The following is a 16,800-nucleotide window of genomic DNA, read 5'->3' as shown; positions in this document are numbered from 1 at the left end:
GTTTGTTTTCTTCCACGGCCCCGCATATCTCTTCATCTCAGACACACATGCCCGAATGATTTTCAGACTGATTATTTCAGGTTAACCTCAGCACCCTGCTCCTCAAGTTTAGCTTTGATCTCCTCAGCCTCAGCCTTGGAAACAGCCTCTTTCACTACCTTCGGAGCGTTGTCTACGAGCTCTTTAGCCTCTTTCAGTCCAAGACCTGTGATCTCACGTACAGCCTTGATAACTTTAACCTTGGAAGAACCTGCAGATACAAGCTCTACATCAAACTCATCTTTCTCTTCTGCTGCTGCAGCTCCGTCTCCGCCTGCTGCTGCAACTACAACGCCTGCTGCTGCAGATACGCCGAACTCTTCTTCACAAGCTTTTACAAGCTCGTTTAACTCTAATACTGATAACTCTTTGATCGCTTCGATCATTTCAGCTGTTGTCAATTTAGCCATTTTTGATATCCTCCATTTTTCTTATTTTCTCATATCATTTTGTTTTGCAGGTTTTCACCCTGCCGATATTCATGTCATGCACAGTTCTGTACACATCCATATGCGCGTCCGCGCTTATTCTGCCGCCGGTGCCTCTGCTGCTTCAGCTGCCGGAGCTTCTGCTGTCTCAGCTGCAGCTTCCTCTGCCGGTGCCGCCTCGCCGTCTTTCTCAGCGATCTGCTTAATAACACGCGCAAAGTTTGCAATCGGTGACTGCATGCTTCCAAGCAGTCTGGAGAGAAGTACTTCTCTTGACGGGATCTTGGACAGTTCTGTAAGTCCTGCTACGTCATAGACATTTCCTTCCACAACGCCGCCTTTGAGTTCCAGTGCCGGTGCGTCCTTAGCGAAATTGCACAGGATTCTTGCCGGTGCTGTCGCATCATCTTTGGATACCGCGATAGCGCTCGGTCCTTCCAGACAGCTCTCAAGGCCTTCGAATTCAGTTCCTTCAAAAGCTCTCTTCATCATCGTGTTCTTGTATACCTTGTATACCACGCCGGCTTCTCTGAGCTGTTTACGAAGCTCTGTATCCTGAGCTACCGTAAGTCCGCGGTAATCAACAAGCACAACTGACTGAGCGTCTTTGATCTCTTCTGCGATTGCCTCTACGATCGGCTGTTTTAATTCAACTTTTGCCACTTTCTGGTACACCTCCTTATAAATTTTGCTGTAACAGTTCAGCCATCAGGGGGAGCTGTTACATAGTGCGTGTACTGCCAAAGTAAAAAACCTCTGCGCCGCAAAGACACAGAGGTTTGTAAATTCATACTTTCGTAATAAATCTGACTCTCCTCGGTAGGCGTTTTGACCCTTACGCTTTACAGCACCTACTGTCTTCGGCAGTTGCTGTATTACAATAACACCCGAAGTTTATTTTGTCAAGTATTTTCTACATTTTTTTCCGTTTTTTCGTAACATCCTTTTTTCCGAACAGTTTCACTTTTTACAGGCAGCAGGCTCTCCATCTGTATCATCTCCCTCTATCATCTCAAGATAATGTCCTTTATCGATATGCATCATACTGATCTGATTCTTAAACCGCCGGAATCCGTAGACACTGTCCACATTACGAATCAGCGACTGGAGACGCTCGTCCGGCACACAGACAATAAGCTGAAGTTCCAGTTCTCTGGCATACCGCAGACACACCTCGCTTCGCTCCTTATCCATCTTGGAAAATGCCTCGTCGAGGAGTACAAGCCGGATCTTCGGATCGCGGCTGGTCTGCTGCATATACAGCATGGCAAATCCCGCGAGCAGCGCCACATATTTCGGGTTCTGTCCTTCTCCTCCCGAGTCTACGCCCGCCATATCGTCCACATAATTCTTTTTCTCAACTCCGTTTTCATCGATCACCTGCTCATACATACTGAAAGTAAGATAATTCCGGTAATCGGCGAACTTCTCCATCTCCTGCCGGTGTTTCTCACGGTTCTGGCTGTCCTCCTCTCTCAGAGGCATAAACTTCTCCGTGAGCAGCCGGATCTTCTGCTCGTATTTCCGGAAGAAATCATCCTCCAGCAGGCTCATCTGACCGTCTATACCGTCATTGTCGATTACCTTGCTGTCCAGTTCCTGAGCCATCAGCATATCATAGAACTGACCATTCTCATTTCTGGCTGGAAGAATATCAATCTGGTAGATACTGTCTGAGAAACGAATCTTCGAGAGCATGCGGTTGATGTCTCTCCTGTGCCGGTAAGCCGCCTTGATCTCCCCGTGTATAGTGGCGATTACATTGTCCCTCAGGGAATGATAGACAAGCTCATACTGCTTCCGGAATTCTTCTTTATACTTCGGCTCGAAATCCTTCCGGCAGCGCTCCAGCACCTGATCGTATACTTCGTTGGAATGCTCTACGCCGGTGAAACCGTACGCCGGATATTCTCTGTTGAAATGATTTCTCGCAATGGTCCGTTCATCAACAAGTTCTTCCTCTCTTTCAGAGAGACGGTCAAACTGCGCTTTCACCGACTGCCGGTAAGACGCCTCCGAACGTTTTGCGATCTCCGCGGTTACCTCTTCCGTCAATTTCTCATTTTCTACAAATCCGGTCGTAAGTTCATCCAGCTTCGACTTCAGATCCTGAATATCGCGCTCCGCCGCCTCAACGACTCCGCCAAGGCGGATCTGCTCTTTCTGAATATCCCTGGCGTTTTTTTCTTTCTCTGCAACATCCGTTTCCAGCTTTTCCTGTTCGTTCTTCAGCTCGGCAGTCCTTGTTCCGTCTTCCAGTTCCCGCAATTCTCTCCGGAGTTTCTCCTGCTTCCGGTAATATTCCTCCAGTTCATCCGCAGCCGAGGAAAGTCTCAGTATCTGTCCGGTATCCTGGCTCAATGCCTCATACTTCTGGGCATCCTTCAGAGACGCCTCCCTCTGGCGCTCGCCGATCAGATGCTCCTGGAGACTCTCAATCTCATCCGCCAGTTCCCTTAATCTGGCTTTCGATATCCTTGTCCCGATGCAGGCGCCTTTTCTGTAATCTCTGCTGCGCAGATGACGGAATATATAGTTGCTGTAAGAGTAACAGTCCGGCGTTACACCATCCCGCACACTGTCCAGTTCTTCCACCGTCTCACATTTCCGGATCTTGCCGAGATACCGTTTCAGACACCAGTCCACATAGTCCAGATCCGTATGCACCGCCTCGTACAGAGAGTTTTTCTCTGCCGCAGGCGACTCTCTTTTTATTGCGGCGCTGTTGATCAGATCCGCCTCCTCATACCGCTTCATCTTCCGGAAGATCTTCGCCGCATCCAGCGCATAGGCCGGTTCGGTGATCATGCTTTTTTTCAGCCGGCCAAGCCGGCCCTCCACTGCGTTCTTCCACTTTTCATCAGTAATATCAAAAAGATCAGCAAGGATATGTACATGGATCGTTCTGCCATACCGGTCGCTCAGCGCGCTCTGGAGCAGCTGCCTCGCTTCCTTCAGCTCTTTCGGATAAGGCTTCCTGTCGTTGTTCATATCTTCCAGCGCTTCTTCTTTTTCCCGGAGTTCTTTTGTCGTCTCCCGGATCGACACCGCCGTATCTGCCAGTTCTTCTGAGATGTTGTCCATCGCCGCTTTCAGATGAGTCCGCAATTCGCCGCAGGCTTCTTCTGTCACCTCGCCCCGTGCAAAATCATCAATCAGCTGCAGAGCGCGGTTACTCACATAATCGGTCGCGGTTTCATCTTCCTCCCAACATTTCAGCCCGTTTATAATCCTGCGCCAGTCCGCCGAACTGTCTGCAAGCAGTTGAATCGTATGCTCCATTTCCTGAAGCTCCTGCTGCTTCTGACCATAATCACTATTCTTAAGCTCCGCTTTCACATCGATAAGGCGGTTTCTTAGAGCTGTCAGTTCTTCCTGAACACCGGCCTGTCTCTGCTGCGCCCGTACCGAGGCTTCTTTCGCCCGTTCCAGATCATCGCCGCGGGAGGCAAGCTTTGCTCTGCAGCCCTCAATGTCGATGTATCTGAGAATAGTCTCCGAATGCAGTTTATCCGCCCTGACGCCGGTAAGCTCCAGATCTGCCGCATGAACCGCATCCAGCATCCCGATGCGTTTCTCCAGATCCTCCACGCGTTCCCGGATCTCCCGGTAAGCTCCCAGCTGCTCGCTGATCACGGCCACAGTATTCTCCCTGCTCTTCGGAAACATATAATCCCGGATAAACTGCCCTGTGCCATTTGACATCCGCAACGCAATCGCGCTCTTTTCCATGGTGATCATCCGCCCCGGCTCTACGCAGCCGAAAATCACTTCATAAAGTGTATTCAGATAGGCTTCCTTTGACGGATAAACACGGTTTACATCCCCGTGTCCTCTGTTATCCACGCTGACAGAGCGTTCTTTCGCCAGCTTTCGTATCTGATCGATGGTATAGGGCACGCCGTCCGCCAGATATTCATCCTCCGGCATCCGTCCGGAATGACTGAAAAAATTGTAGCGCCTCAGCTCCGAATCATTCCGTCCGACCTCAAACGCAGCTCCGATACAGGTCGCAATACGCGTCCCCGTATCCTCGATCTCCATCACAATCTGGGAACAGAAATCCATACCCGCTCTGTTCACACTCCCGTCTTTCTGAGCCCCTCTGAGATAGCTGAGCACGCTTCGTTTGTTTTTCGAATCATCCGCCGCCTTATTCAGAAAGCTGGCGGATACACTGCCGTAGAGCACAACCTGTATCGCATCCATGACGGTGGATTTTCCAGATCCGCTCTTTCCACTGAAAAGGTTCACATACTCGTTCAGATCGAGGATCTTATGGCTGATCCCGCCCCAGTTATTGATCAGAATTCTGGTAAATAATTTCTTCGGCTGCCTCATCCTCTTCCCCCTCTCCTCTGTATTCCTCAATCAGCGCGTTGATATCCGCTGCCGTCACATAAAGGTTGACGGTACTGTAGATATAGATCGGAGTCTCATCCTCTACATCCCTCACCGCGCCGGGCAGATCTATGACCTGATGCATCCGCATCAGATAGAGCGCTTCCCTCCACTGCGCCTGCGTCAGCTTTTCCGTGATCAGATTCGTGTTCTTTCCATATTCACGGATTTCTTTCAAAGTTGTGACCGGGGCATTCAGTCCTTCGCCCATGATCCGGTCTCTATAAATCAGTTTTACAAGAAGCAGGATCACTGTACTTGTAAGGCTCAGTTTCTCTTTGGGCATATGCTCGCCGGTCAGACGGAAAACATGTTCCTGCGCGTCATGAACCAGTTCGCATCCGAGCACTTCGATATAATTTTCAATAAACACTCTGTGTCTTGCGCAGATCTCATACTGCGGGTTGTCCCTTGGCGTCAGTGTGGCCGGATCATACTTCACCTGCAGGATGCAGCTCTGCCGGAACAGCGCCTGCACAGTCTTCCTCACCTGCTCTGCCTCTGTTACTGTCAGTTCTTCCAGATATGTAAACATAACCTTTTCCTTTCATAGTCCACCGGATATTCCTCTGTCCCGGCCTGTCAGCTCTTCGTTCATCCGCCGCGGATGGTCAGCGAAGAGTACCTGAAGCCGGAACTGTTTTCCTGTTCCTCTCCCAATTCGATATCTCCGCCGCTCTCAGCCTTCTCGGTTGCCTCTTGCCACACAAAGAACAGTTTCTCCAGATCCTCCACACTGCGCACGGTATCAGCATTCACCCGGAACACGCCGTCCGTCTCATTTTTTTTGCGGAATGTGTCAATTTCTCTGCGGGTATAAAGGGGCTTCAGGATAAACGAATCCATCTCTTCCGGTCCGGCTCCGCTCTCCTGCTCCACAGCCCGAGGCGCAAACTCCTCCCTGCCGGATGCTCTTCTCATATACAGGCTGTCCGGTGACATGAGATGATGCGGAGCGCTTATTCCTACACGCTCCGCCAACGCTTCCACAATCTCATCTTTCCTGCCGCTCCTGCCCAGGAGACTGACAAAAACAGCCGTGCGGTCATCGCCATCGGCCCCCTCCTGCATAATATAACGAATGCGCGCCGCCGCCCGTCCCGCAAACACAGTCTTCTGCTCGATCAGCTTATTGTATCTTCTCTCAATCACGTCCGACTGCCGCTCGATCCGGAACATGATATCCGCCGCTTCGTCGCAGAGCCCTATCGCACGGCTGCACCTCACAAAAGGCGGCGTCCCCGGCTCCAGAGCGGTCAGTTCTCTTTCTTTCTGCCTTCTGCGCGCTTCATTTTCATCCAGATTTTTCACGATCAGTTCCCTGACCGCTTCCTTATACCGGTAAAAACTGTCCGTTGTCGTAAGGATCGCATACTTGCGGCTGTCGCTGTTATTGATCTCTTTGACAAGCACATCCTGTATTCCCTTAAAATCCTTCTGGCGGGAAAGTTCATCAAAATATTCCCTCATGCCGTCCTGCATATTGACCAGCATACGCACCAGCCTTTTGGATGCATTCAGCGCACTTTTCAAAATCTCATTGTTCTTTTCCGCATCTACACTGTATGTATATAGATAACTGTAAATCGCAAGGACGCTCTCCCGTTCCTGGCTGTCGCTCTCGTCCAGCAGGCGTGCAAAAAGTTCCACATACATCTGACTGTACTCAGGAAATGTGACCACATAGCTGTTCAGCGTCTCGTCATAGTCCTGCTTAAGCCAGCCCCAGTCTTCAAAGTGCTTCAGACAGACGGACGCCATATTAGACCGCGTGAGGAACACTCCGTCTTCATCGTAATTCTCCGCGTCCCACAAAATCGCCGCCGAAGCAATTCTTTCATTCATCACGGCCCTGCACTCCTTCTCCGTCAGGCCAAGCACCGAGTAGGACTGCTCCATGGCATCGTAGATCGCCACAAGGAAGGTCATATAATACTCTGTATATTTACTTGTGAATAATTTATAGAAATCATGGGGAATTCTGTTGATCAGACTCATTATATCCTCCTGTCATTCCACCGTCGTACGGCAAAGCCGCAGGGTGCGCGATAATTATACCACGCGCATTCACGAAGTGTAAAGCCGCCGCATCCCGGCCCGGGGATGAAAACAGGACAAAAAAAAGACCCCCATACCATTTGCATAGCATGAGGATCTTATATTCATCTAAAATTATGCAAGCTTCAGAGGATTAACCTTTACGCCAGGGCCCATTGTAGATGTAAGAGTGATGCTCTTCAGGTACTGTCCCTTAACCGCTGCCGGTCTTGCCTTGTTGATTGCATCGATAAGCGTCTGGAAGTTGTCCGCTAACTGCTCTTCGGTAAAGGAAGCTTTACCGATCGGTACATGGATAATGTTTGTCTTGTCAAGTCTGTACTCGATCTTACCAGCTTTGATCTCGTTGATAGCCTTTGTTACGTCCATTGTAACTGTTCCGGCCTTCGGGTTCGGCATAAGGCCTTTCGGTCCGAGTACACGTCCGAGACGTCCTACAACGCCCATCATATCCGGTGTTGCAACAACTACATCGAAGTCAAGCCATCCTTCATTCTGAATCTTCGGGATCAGCTCATCTCCGCCTACAAAATCAGCTCCTGCTGCTTTTGCTTCCTCAGCCTTTGCGTCCTTAGCGAACACAAGGATGCGGACTTTCTTACCTGTTCCGTGCGGAAGCACAACCGCACCACGGATCTGCTGATCTGCATGGCGTCCGTCACATCCTGTTCTGATGTGAGCTTCGATTGTCTCGTCAAACTTTGCTACTGCTGCTTTCTTAACAAGTGCCACTGCTTCTTCTTTGTCGTAGAGATTTCCTCTCTCGATCAGTTTCGCAGCTTCAATATATTTTTTTCCTCGTTTCATTTTACAATAACCTCCTTGTGGTATTGGCGGGAACGTGCCCCTCCCACTTCTGTTTACCTATACGAAGATACACCCGCGCTCTGGCGCCCGATGTACCGCCAAATGCTCTACTCCTCTACAACAACACCCATGGAACGGCATGTTCCTGCTACCATGCTCATAGCAGCCTCTACTGATGCTGCATTCAGGTCAGGCATCTTCATCTCTGCGATCTCCTGAAGCTGAGCTTTTGTGATCGTTGCAACTTTGTTCTTGTTCGGCACGCCTGAACCGGACTGGATCTTGCATGCTTTCTTGATCAGAACTGCTGCCGGTGGTGTCTTTGTAATGAAGCTGAAGCTTCTGTCATTGTATACAGTGATTACAACCGGGATGATCAGGTCGCCCTGGTCTGCTGTTCTTGCGTTGAACTGCTTTGTAAATTCAACGATATTTACACCGTGCTGTCCAAGTGCAGGACCAACCGGTGGTGCCGGAGTTGCCTTGCCGGCAGGAATCTGTAATTTGATATAACCTTCTACTTTTTTTGCCATTTCAATTACCTCCTTGTGGTACTTACGGGGCCATGCCCCTCCCACTCATCTTTAATCCATTTTCTTCACTTCTGAAAAACCAAGTTCAACCGGTGTCTCGCGGCCAAACAGCTCAACATTGATAGACAGGCTCTTCTTCTGATCGTTCATGCTCTGCACTACGCCGACAGTTCCCTCCCATGCGCCGCTGAGCACAACAACCGTATCACCTACGCCGAAGTTGACAACAACATTATCTCGTTTGATGCCGAGATTCTCCATCTCGCTCTCCTCCAGCGGAACCGGCTTGGATCCCGGTCCGACGAACCCGGTCACACCTCGGGTATTCCTGACCACATACCAGGTATCGTCATTCATGATCATATGGATCATGACATATCCCGGAAACATCTTACGCTGTACAGCTCTCTGGACTCCGTTCTTGAGCTCTGTCACTTCCTCCATGGGAACGCGGACTTCAAGAATCTGGTCTTCCAGATGACGGTTCTCGATCGTCTTGTCAATGTTCGCTTTCACTTTGTTTTCATACCCTGAATAAGTATGAACTACATACCATTTTGCCTCTGACATAAAATCACCTTTCTGCTGCGGTCAACTATCCTACCAAAAATTTGATCCCGTAGCTCAGAAGTGCGTCGATCACTGCGATGATCACTCCGAGAACTACAGAGACAGCAACTACCGCCGTGGTCTGTCTTGCAAGTGTCTTCTTGTCTGGCCAGATAACTTTCTTGAACTCCGCCTGAAGCCCCTTAAACCAGCTCTTCTTCTGAGTTTTTGCCTTATCACTCATTTGTCCACTTCCTTCCGGCGACTACTTCGTTTCCTTGTGCAGTGTGTGTGATTTGCAGAATCTGCAGTATTTCTTGGTCTCCATGCGTTCCGGATGAGCTTTCTTGTCCTTTGTCATGTTGTAGTTACGGTTTTTGCATTCCGTACACTCCAGTGTAATTCTTGTGCGCACAACTTCCACCTCGCTTTTAACTTATTCACTACGTGTTACTGATGGTTGCGAAGCCATCGATTTTTAGGCATAAAAAAAAGACCTACTTCCATTCGCCGTAGTAGTATACCACGGCGAGTGGATGTAAGTCAAGGTCTTCCTTCTATTTTTTAGCAGTAGTGCCTCTTTCATCATTCTCTACTGGAGATTCTGGTTTCTCCATCCTGCCTGTCTTCAGGTCCCTGTGCTTCTTTTTCAGTCTCTTATACACGCTCGCCCTGAACAGTGTATATACTACTGACACGATCGGTATAAAGATCAGCATACCTACGATTCCCAGCAGATTGCCGCCAATCGTCACCGCAGCCAGCACCCAAATTGATGGAAGTCCCACGGATGCCCCTACAACCTTCGGATAAATCAGATTGCCCTCGATCTGCTGCAGGATAAGGAACATGATCACGAAGATCAACGCCTGGAGCGGATCTACCATCAAAATCAGGAAGGCTCCTATGAAACATCCAATAAACGCTCCGAAGATCGGGATCAGAGCCGTAAATGCGATCAGCACAGCTACAAGCAGCGTGTACGGCATATTCAGTATACTCATAACAATGAAGAACATCATTCCGAGAATCAGCGCCTCCACACACTGTCCCGTCAGAAAGCTTGAAAATGACTTTGCAGTCAGTGAACACACCTCAAGGCACCAACCAACGCGTTTCTCCGGCAGGAATGCATACAGCACTTTTGTAACCTGCACACGCAGTTTTTCTTTCTGGAGCAGGACATAACATGCAAAAACAAATGCAATAACAAACGTCGCCACTCCGCTCACAATCGATCCGATGGCGGACATTGTCGAATTCAATACATCCCCGGCGCCGTTCTGGAAGAATGCCACAGCGCTTTCTATGATTCTGTCCACATTCAGGTTCAGACCATTAAGCCACTTACTGATCTCACTGTTATCTGCAAACACATCCTCAAGGAACCTCTGTGCAGCCGGTATAAAATCCCGGATTGTCTTTCCGAGCGAAATCACCGTTGTAGTCAGTTCCGGGATTACAACAAACATGACCAGAACTACAACGCCTATCACAATCGCGATCGTAAGCACGAGGCACACCGGTCTCGCGAGACGTTCGGCAACTTTCTTTCCTTTCAGGTATCTGTTCCGGAATATCTTCTCTTCCAGGAAACTCATCGGTACATTTAATACGAAAGCAATCGCTCCCCCCAGCAGGAACGGAAAAATAATCCCGAACGCAACTCCGATCCACTCAAAGATGATCGCATAGTTCCATAAAGCGATGAGCAGGACTATCGTAAAAAGAATAAGCTGTCTCAGTTTTTTTATACTTTCATTGTCAAGATTCATATTGCCTCCTCAGTCAGGATGTCCGTTATACAATTAAGTATTGCCATTTCTGACATTTACTTATTCTATCATGCCACAAAGGCCGCAACAAGACTGCCGGCAGAAATTTAATAAAATCTCTGCCGGCAGCACCGCAAATGCTAAGATCTTCTTTATATTTTCTTTCTTTTTCCTATGAACACCAGGAAAAACTCTGTTCCATTTACTTCCCGGCTCTCCGTGATCAGTAGATTTTAATCTATTTCTCGCTGTAATGATGCGCGTCTTCAAGCATCATATCCTTTACCTTCATCAGACGGATCTGGGTACTTCTCTCGTTCTCATCCAGCTTCATCGTAATATATTTGATGCTCTCCTCTGTCTCCGGTATGATCACATGCTCCAGCGCATTGACACGCCGTCTTGTCTTCTCGATCTCCGCCGCCATGAGCTGGCATGCCTTCTCGCATTCAGCGAGACGGATCATATCAGGAAGGACATCCGCAAGCGATTTCACTGCTCCATCCAGATCGCTTGATGTGAACGCAAAACCATAAGAATAGATATCATTTTCGTCCGCAGTCCTTGTCTTATATTCAAAAGTCGGGATATCGACGCTCATAACATTCTTTTCTCCGGCCTCCAGGCTGATCTCCTGTTTGGGCGCCATGAGAGCGGTGTTAAGCGCCGCTTCTGACATTCCGGCCTTTGCGATGACAAAGTTGCGGTTTGCAGACTTGATACCAGCCTCGACCTTCTTGCGCACTTCCATATTTTCACGGACCAGATCTAGATACTGACGCATCAGCTCGTCTCGCTTGTCTTTTAACAGTTTGTGACCGCGGATCGCGGTGATCCGCTTCTTCTTCAGACGCGTCAGCTCCATTCTGGTCGGGTTCACCTGTTTTGCCGCCAAAACGCCACCTCCTTCATCGATTTATCTGAATACTAATACTGTCTCCGGCTTCCGGGACAGGCCCGCTGCGCTTACGCTTCGGGGCCAGTCATTTTCTTGCCTCCGGCTTCCGGGACAGACCCGCTACGCTTACGCTTCGGGGCCAGTCATTTTCTTGCCTCCGGCTTCCGGGACAGGCCCGCTGCGCTTACGCTTCGGGGCCAGTCCCGTAGTACATATCCAGATATTTATCGTCGATTCGTTTGAGTTCGGTTCTCGGCAGCATTCTCAGCAGTTTCCAGCCGATATCCAGTGTCTCTTCGATACCACGGTCGGTGTTATATCCCTGAGAAACGTATTCTTTCTCAAATGCATCCGCGAATTTCGCGTACATCAGGTCGATCTCGGTCAGCGCCGCTTCTCCAAGGATGACCATGAGTTCTTTTGCGTCTTTTCCGCGGGCATACGCGGCGAAGAGCTGGTTCATGGTGTTGGAGTGGTCTGCGCGGGTCTTTCCTTCGCCGATTCCCTTGTCCTTCAGACGGGAGAGCGATGGCAGTACGTCGATCGGAGGCGTAATACCCTTGCGGTAAAGTTCACGGCTCAGAATGATCTGTCCCTCTGTGATATATCCTGTCAGGTCAGGGATCGGATGGGTCTTGTCGTCCTCAGGCATAGTCAGGATCGGGATCATAGTGATGCTTCCCTTTTTACCGTTCTGACGTCCTGCTCTCTCATAGATGGACGCAAGATCCGTGTACATATATCCCGGGTAACCGCGGCGTCCGGGCACTTCTTTTCGTGCGGCAGACACTTCGCGGAGCGCGTCCGCGTAGTTCGTGATATCGGTCAGGATGACGAGCACATGCATGTCTTTCTCAAATGCAAGATACTCTGCCGCTGTCAGCGCCATCTTCGGTGTTGCGATACGCTCGATGGCCGGATCGTTCGCCAGATTAATAAACAGGACAGTACGATCCAGCGCTCCTGTCTCACGAAAACTCTCTATGAAGAAGTTTGATTCCTCGAAAGTGATCCCCATTGCGGCAAATACAACGGCGAAGTTCTCATCTTTTCCAAGCACCTTTGCCTGTCTCGCGATCTGTGCGGCAAGCTGTGCGTGCGGAAGTCCGGATGCCGAGAAGATCGGAAGCTTCTGTCCCCTTACCAGTGTGTTCAGTCCGTCGATTGCTGATACTCCGGTCTGGATGAACTCCTCCGGGTAGCTTCTGGCTGCCGGATTCATGGGCAGGCCGTTGATATCCATGCGCGCTTCCGGCAGGATCTCCGGCCCGTCGTCGATCGGACGGCCCAGACCGTCAAAGACACGGCCAAGCATATCCTCGGATACACCAAGCTCCATGCTCCGTCCAAGGAAACGTACCTTGCTGTTGGACAGGTTGATTCCTGTAGAACTCTCGAAGAGCTGTACGAGCACGTCACTTCCGTTTACCTCGAGCACCTTGCATCGCCTTGTCTCGCCGCTGGCAAGCTCGATCTCTCCGAGCTCATCGTATGTCACGCCTTCCACGCCGCGCACGAGCATCAGCGGTCCGGCTACTTCCTGTATGGTTCTGTACTCTTTTGGCATTTAGCGGCCCTCCTTTACAAATGCATTGGCGATCTGAGCGGTCAACTCCTCGTCTACTTTCTTATATTCCTCGTCAAGTGCATCCTCATGCACATATTTGAAACGTCCGATCTGCTCCCTCACAGACATGGAGATCAGCTTCTGCAGGGACGCCCCTTCTGAGAGAGCCTTTACAGCCCTGTCGTAGAATGCATTTACAAGGAGCATCATCATGTGCTGTTTCTTGAGTGACGTATAAGTGTCGATCTCATGGAAAGAGTTCTGATGCAGGAAGTCTTCACGAATGGATCGCGCTGCTTCCATCTTCAGCCGGTCGCCCGGTGAGAGCGCGTCCATACCGACCATCTTCACGATCTCTTCCAGTTCTGCCTCTTCCTGAAGGAGGGTCATCATCTTCTGACGTCCTTCCATCCAGTCCGGAGCTACATTTCCGTTGAACCATTTTTCCATATCATCCAGATACAGAGAATAGCTGTTCAGCCAGTTGATAGCCGGGAAATGTCTCTTGTACGCGAGAGCCGAATCCAGTCCCCAGAACACTTTCACGATACGAAGTGTCGCCTGAGATACAGGCTCTGACGTATCACCGCCCGGAGGGGATACCGCACCGATAACGGAGAGGGCTCCCTCACGTCCTTCTTTTCCCAGCGAGATCACATGTCCCGCACGCTCGTAGAACTGTGCCAGACGGCTTCCCAGATATGCCGGGTAACCTTCCTCACCGGGCATCTCCTCGAGACGTCCGGACATCTCTCTTAATGCCTCCGCCCAGCGGGATGTGGAGTCTGCCATCAGCGCCACAGAATATCCCATATCACGGAAATATTCAGCAATGGTGATACCTGTGTAAATGGACGCCTCACGGGCAGCCACAGGCATATCCGAAGTATTTGCGATCAGAACTGTCCTCTGCATCAGGGGCTGTCCTGTCTTCGGGTCTTTCAGTTCCGGGAACTCGTTCAGAACGTCCGTCATCTCATTGCCGCGCTCACCACAGCCGATATAGACGACGATATCAGCCTCCGCCCATTTCGCGAGCTGATGCTGGATGACAGTCTTACCGCTTCCGAACGGTCCAGGCACTGCAGCCACGCCGCCCTTTGCGATGGGGAAGAATGTATCGATGACTCTCTGCCCTGTCACAAGCGGCATCTCCGGCGGAAGTTTCTTCTGGTACGGACGTCCGCGGCGCACCGGCCACTTCTGCATCAGTGTCAGTTCCTTATCGCCCTCCGCAGTCTCAAGGATGGCAACCACTTCCTCAACTGTAAAGTCTCCTGCTTTGATCTCCTTTATGGTTCCCTTCATGCCATACGGAACCATGATCTTCTGCTGTACGAGTACAGTCTCCTGAACTGTACCGATCACATCTCCGGCTTCCACCTCATCGCCGGCTTTCACCGTGGGAACGAACTCCCATTTCAGATCTCTCTTTAAGGACGGTACTTCTACACCACGCTTTAAGTTATTTCCCGAGATCTTCATGATATCATCGAGCGGTCTCTGGATACCGTCATAGATACTCGTGATCAGTCCCGGTCCCAGCTCGACGGACATCGGAACTTCCATGGATTCCACCGGCTCGCCCGGTCCTAATCCCGATGTCTCCTCATATACCTGGATCGATGCTTCGTCTCCGTGCATCTCGATGATCTCACCGATCAGACGCTGATTCGACACACGGACCACATCGAACATATTTGCATCACGCATTCCCTCCGCAATGACAAGAGGTCCTGCGACTTTTTTAATCACTCCTGTGCTCATTAGCTTACTCCTCCAAACAGAATATCTGATCCGACCGCCTGTTCCACCGTCTTCTTCACATTCTCGACGCCTGCTCCGGTATTGCCGGATACGCCGGGTATCTGGATGATCGCCGGCAGAGTCTTCTCACGATACATTTCCAACTCATCACTCACTTCAGCGGCAGCCGCTTCCGTGATATAGATGATGCCATAGTCCTCCTCCGCGAGACTGCGGAGCCTGTCACGTATTTCCTCCCGGTTCCTCACAGGGCAGATGCTAAGCCCCAATGTGGCGAAACCGTAGATACTGTCGTAATCGCCGACCACTGCAATCTTATACATACATCTCCCTTATCCTTTCCCGGATCGCGTCGTCCGTGAATCCGTTTTGCTTCCCGGTCAGAATGATCCGCACCGTCTTGATCTCATTCTCCCTTGCGATCAGATACCCCAGCAGGGGCCCTACAGAAAATGTCTCATATTTCTGAGATTTCAATGTCTCGATCATACGGTTGTCGCACCAGCGCTCAAATGCAGACGGGGACTCTCTTAAAGCGTCCGCGCCCCCGGCATAGGATGTGCCCTCGAGATACTGGGCGATCTCCTCTGCGCCTGAGAGCGCTGCGCGGATAAGCTGATCAAGACTTAAACTATCACACTCCGCCATGGCGCTTCTCATGAACTCCGCACTCTTGCCCGTCTTCTGGGAGCGCACGGCAATCTTGATGTCAGCGATGGCAACTGTCGTGTCCGCATAGTTTTCCATGATCGGTTCCCCCGACTTCTTCCCTGCCTCTTCGATAGCCTCCAGCGCCGCCCTGTCTACAATGATGTCACAGAGCTGTCCGTCCCCTGTATGCAGAAGTGTATCCAGCGCCTCCTGTGCCGTCCGTGACATATTGCCCGGGAGCCTGGAGAACTCTCTGCTCTCTATGATCTGATACATCTCCTCTCCGGGGATGGGGCAGTCGTCATAGAACATTGCCGGATTCTTCACACCCGTGCACACTTCTTTGACTGCCGCTTTCAGATTATGGTACAGCTTCGGGTAAGAGAGCACGTCGAAGACGCTCATATCCGGAGCCACGTCACGGATGACCGCCCATGCCTTCTCTTCCTCTCGCTTTAATACCGCTTCCGCATCATGCTCGGTGTCCATATCGCCCCAGCCTTTTTCGACTACGGACTGCAGGACCTGCTCCGCGCTCTTGCACGCTAAGAGCTGCTCGATAAATGCATCTGAGAACAGGGATACTTCCAGTGCGCGGATGCGCGCGACCGCATAAGTATATTTTGTATTACTCAAGTTAACCCTCCTAACATCTGCGCTTTATCCGAACAGCAGCCTGTTCACCTGATCTGATAATTCTTCCCGCCTGGAAGCAAACACTGCGCTGATCGTACAGTTTTCTTCAATGCCGCCGTACACAAGCAGGAAACCTCCGTCCATCTTCTCCGGTTTCTCGGAGAGAGTAAGTTTTCCGCCCTTTGATTCGGCAATGCTCTTAACCTTCTCCGGGAAGCCTTCCGGCATCCGTTCCAGATCTTTTGCCGAGAAGCAGATCACACCTTCTTCGGCCAGAACATGTTTCTCCAGCATCTTCTCAAGCATTTCAAAATATTTCTCATCGTCCAGATTCATTACCGCATCATATGCCTTATCGAGCACGCCGCCGATCACTTCCTGCTTTGCGGCAAGGACAGCCTGCTTTCTCTGCATATCCATCGAGGAATCCACTCGAGCCGCATAATCTGCCGCGTCGCGCTTCGCACGCTCGAGGATCTTTGCCGCCTCGGCCTCGGCTGACTCCCGTGCGGCCTGAACCGCCGCATCCGCGTCCGCTTTCGCCTTGTCGGTAATCTCCTGTGCGGTGCTCTGCGCCTCTTCGAGAATCCGGGCTTTCATTTTATCCAGTCCACTCATTTCCTCGCTCTCCTTCTTGTTTCTGGTCTCTTATGTTTCACTGTCTCTTCGCGGATATACAAATCACATATCC

The 16,800-nt window shown here is 50.6% G+C and carries 17 protein-coding genes and 1 other annotated feature; all 17 genes read right to left on the bottom strand.

The genetic code is table 11. From position 1 onward, the window contains the following. Positions 1-71: 71 nt before the first annotated feature. The 17 genes from rplL to FNY66_RS03945 all read right to left on the bottom strand — a co-directional run bounded on the left by rplL (position 72) and on the right by FNY66_RS03945 (position 16,727). Positions 72-449 (bottom strand): 50S ribosomal protein L7/L12, encoded by a 378-nt coding sequence (rplL, locus tag FNY66_RS04025; protein ID WP_087150336.1) that lies wholly within the window; start codon positions 447-449, stop codon positions 72-74. Positions 450-563: 114 nt separating this feature from the next. Further along, positions 564-1,130 carry a 50S ribosomal protein L10 gene (rplJ, locus tag FNY66_RS04020; RefSeq protein ID WP_087150335.1) on the bottom strand — a complete coding sequence of 189 codons (567 nt, stop codon included), beginning with the start codon at positions 1,128-1,130 and terminating at the stop codon, positions 564-566. 75 nt (positions 1,131-1,205) lie between these two features. Then, positions 1,206-1,349, bottom strand: a sequence feature (ribosomal protein L10 leader region). 78 nt (positions 1,350-1,427) lie between these two features. Next, a complete protein-coding gene (locus tag FNY66_RS04015; RefSeq protein WP_087150334.1) occupies positions 1,428-4,808 on the bottom strand; it encodes an SbcC/MukB-like Walker B domain-containing protein in 3,381 nt (1,126 codons plus the stop codon). After that, the gene (locus tag FNY66_RS04010) at positions 4,765-5,403 is read right to left on the bottom strand and encodes a DUF4194 domain-containing protein (RefSeq protein ID WP_087150333.1); all 639 of its coding nucleotides are present in this window, start codon (positions 5,401-5,403) and stop codon (positions 4,765-4,767) included. Before FNY66_RS04010 ends, FNY66_RS04015 begins: the two co-directional genes overlap by 44 nt. A gap of 59 nt (positions 5,404-5,462) precedes the next feature. Next, the gene (locus FNY66_RS04005) at positions 5,463-6,866 is read right to left on the bottom strand and encodes a Wadjet anti-phage system protein JetA family protein (RefSeq protein WP_190324772.1); all 1,404 of its coding nucleotides are present in this window, start codon (positions 6,864-6,866) and stop codon (positions 5,463-5,465) included. A gap of 174 nt (positions 6,867-7,040) precedes the next feature. Next, entirely contained in the window at positions 7,041-7,733 is a 693-nt protein-coding gene (gene rplA / locus FNY66_RS04000) for a 50S ribosomal protein L1 (RefSeq protein ID WP_087150332.1), read from the bottom strand. Between the two features lie 107 nt (positions 7,734-7,840). Continuing rightward, positions 7,841-8,266: a 50S ribosomal protein L11 gene (gene rplK / locus FNY66_RS03995; RefSeq protein WP_087150331.1), complete on the bottom strand. Its 426-nt coding sequence runs from the start codon at positions 8,264-8,266 to the stop codon at positions 7,841-7,843. 51 nt (positions 8,267-8,317) lie between these two features. Then, positions 8,318-8,836, bottom strand: a complete 519-nt coding sequence (nusG, locus tag FNY66_RS03990; protein WP_087150330.1) for a transcription termination/antitermination protein NusG — start codon at positions 8,834-8,836, stop codon at positions 8,318-8,320. A gap of 25 nt (positions 8,837-8,861) precedes the next feature. Then, on the bottom strand, positions 8,862-9,059 hold the full coding sequence (secE, locus tag FNY66_RS03985) for a preprotein translocase subunit SecE (RefSeq protein ID WP_087150329.1): 198 nt from the start codon (positions 9,057-9,059) through the stop codon (positions 8,862-8,864). Between the two features lie 21 nt (positions 9,060-9,080). Beyond that, complete coding sequence (gene rpmG, locus FNY66_RS03980; protein WP_087150328.1) at positions 9,081-9,230, bottom strand: 50S ribosomal protein L33; 150 nt, start codon at positions 9,228-9,230, stop codon at positions 9,081-9,083. A 142-nt stretch (positions 9,231-9,372) separates the two neighbouring features. Next, positions 9,373-10,590 (bottom strand): AI-2E family transporter, encoded by a 1,218-nt coding sequence (locus tag FNY66_RS03975; RefSeq protein WP_087150327.1) that lies wholly within the window; start codon positions 10,588-10,590, stop codon positions 9,373-9,375. A gap of 238 nt (positions 10,591-10,828) precedes the next feature. Continuing rightward, positions 10,829-11,485, bottom strand: a complete 657-nt coding sequence (locus FNY66_RS03970; protein ID WP_087150326.1) for a V-type ATP synthase subunit D — start codon at positions 11,483-11,485, stop codon at positions 10,829-10,831. Positions 11,486-11,672: 187 nt separating this feature from the next. Further along, positions 11,673-13,055 carry a V-type ATP synthase subunit B gene (locus FNY66_RS03965; protein WP_087150325.1) on the bottom strand — a complete coding sequence of 461 codons (1,383 nt, stop codon included), beginning with the start codon at positions 13,053-13,055 and terminating at the stop codon, positions 11,673-11,675. Beyond that, entirely contained in the window at positions 13,056-14,822 is a 1,767-nt protein-coding gene (locus FNY66_RS03960; RefSeq protein ID WP_150310361.1) for a V-type ATP synthase subunit A, read from the bottom strand. Next, positions 14,822-15,145: a V-type ATP synthase subunit F gene (locus FNY66_RS03955; protein ID WP_150310360.1), complete on the bottom strand. Its 324-nt coding sequence runs from the start codon at positions 15,143-15,145 to the stop codon at positions 14,822-14,824. Before FNY66_RS03955 ends, FNY66_RS03960 begins: the two co-directional genes overlap by 1 nt. Then, on the bottom strand, positions 15,138-16,109 hold the full coding sequence (locus tag FNY66_RS03950) for a V0D/AC39 family V-type ATPase subunit (RefSeq protein ID WP_150310359.1): 972 nt from the start codon (positions 16,107-16,109) through the stop codon (positions 15,138-15,140). The genes FNY66_RS03955 and FNY66_RS03950 overlap by 8 nt, the downstream gene beginning before the upstream one ends. Before the next feature lie 24 nt (positions 16,110-16,133). Further along, the gene (locus FNY66_RS03945; RefSeq protein WP_150310358.1) at positions 16,134-16,727 is read right to left on the bottom strand and encodes a V-type ATP synthase subunit E; all 594 of its coding nucleotides are present in this window, start codon (positions 16,725-16,727) and stop codon (positions 16,134-16,136) included. Positions 16,728-16,800 lie beyond the last annotated feature (73 nt).

Origin of the sequence: Mediterraneibacter catenae, assembly GCF_008691045.1 — a bacterium.
GTDB lineage: Bacteria > Bacillota > Clostridia > Lachnospirales > Lachnospiraceae > Mediterraneibacter > Mediterraneibacter ornithocaccae.
Note: the sequence above shows the minus strand (reverse complement) of the source record. Positions and strands in the feature narration are given on the sequence as shown.

Coding starts and splice junctions, on each gene's coding strand:
- rplL (WP_087150336.1), bottom strand. CDS start 449: ATGGCTAAATTGACAACAGCTGAAATGATCGAAGCGATCAAAGAGTTA.
- FNY66_RS04015 (WP_087150334.1), bottom strand. CDS start 4,808: ATGAGGCAGCCGAAGAAATTATTTACCAGAATTCTGATCAATAACTGG.
- FNY66_RS04010 (WP_087150333.1), bottom strand. CDS start 5,403: ATGTTTACATATCTGGAAGAACTGACAGTAACAGAGGCAGAGCAGGTG.
- FNY66_RS04005 (WP_190324772.1), bottom strand. CDS start 6,866: ATGAGTCTGATCAACAGAATTCCCCATGATTTCTATAAATTATTCACA.
- rplA (WP_087150332.1), bottom strand. CDS start 7,733: ATGAAACGAGGAAAAAAATATATTGAAGCTGCGAAACTGATCGAGAGA.
- rplK (WP_087150331.1), bottom strand. CDS start 8,266: ATGGCAAAAAAAGTAGAAGGTTATATCAAATTACAGATTCCTGCCGGC.
- nusG (WP_087150330.1), bottom strand. CDS start 8,836: ATGTCAGAGGCAAAATGGTATGTAGTTCATACTTATTCAGGGTATGAA.
- secE (WP_087150329.1), bottom strand. CDS start 9,059: ATGAGTGATAAGGCAAAAACTCAGAAGAAGAGCTGGTTTAAGGGGCTT.
- FNY66_RS03975 (WP_087150327.1), bottom strand. CDS start 10,590: ATGAATCTTGACAATGAAAGTATAAAAAAACTGAGACAGCTTATTCTT.
- FNY66_RS03965 (WP_087150325.1), bottom strand. CDS start 13,055: ATGCCAAAAGAGTACAGAACCATACAGGAAGTAGCCGGACCGCTGATG.
- FNY66_RS03960 (WP_150310361.1), bottom strand. CDS start 14,822: ATGAGCACAGGAGTGATTAAAAAAGTCGCAGGACCTCTTGTCATTGCG.
- FNY66_RS03955 (WP_150310360.1), bottom strand. CDS start 15,145: ATGTATAAGATTGCAGTGGTCGGCGATTACGACAGTATCTACGGTTTC.
- FNY66_RS03945 (WP_150310358.1), bottom strand. CDS start 16,727: ATGAGTGGACTGGATAAAATGAAAGCCCGGATTCTCGAAGAGGCGCAG.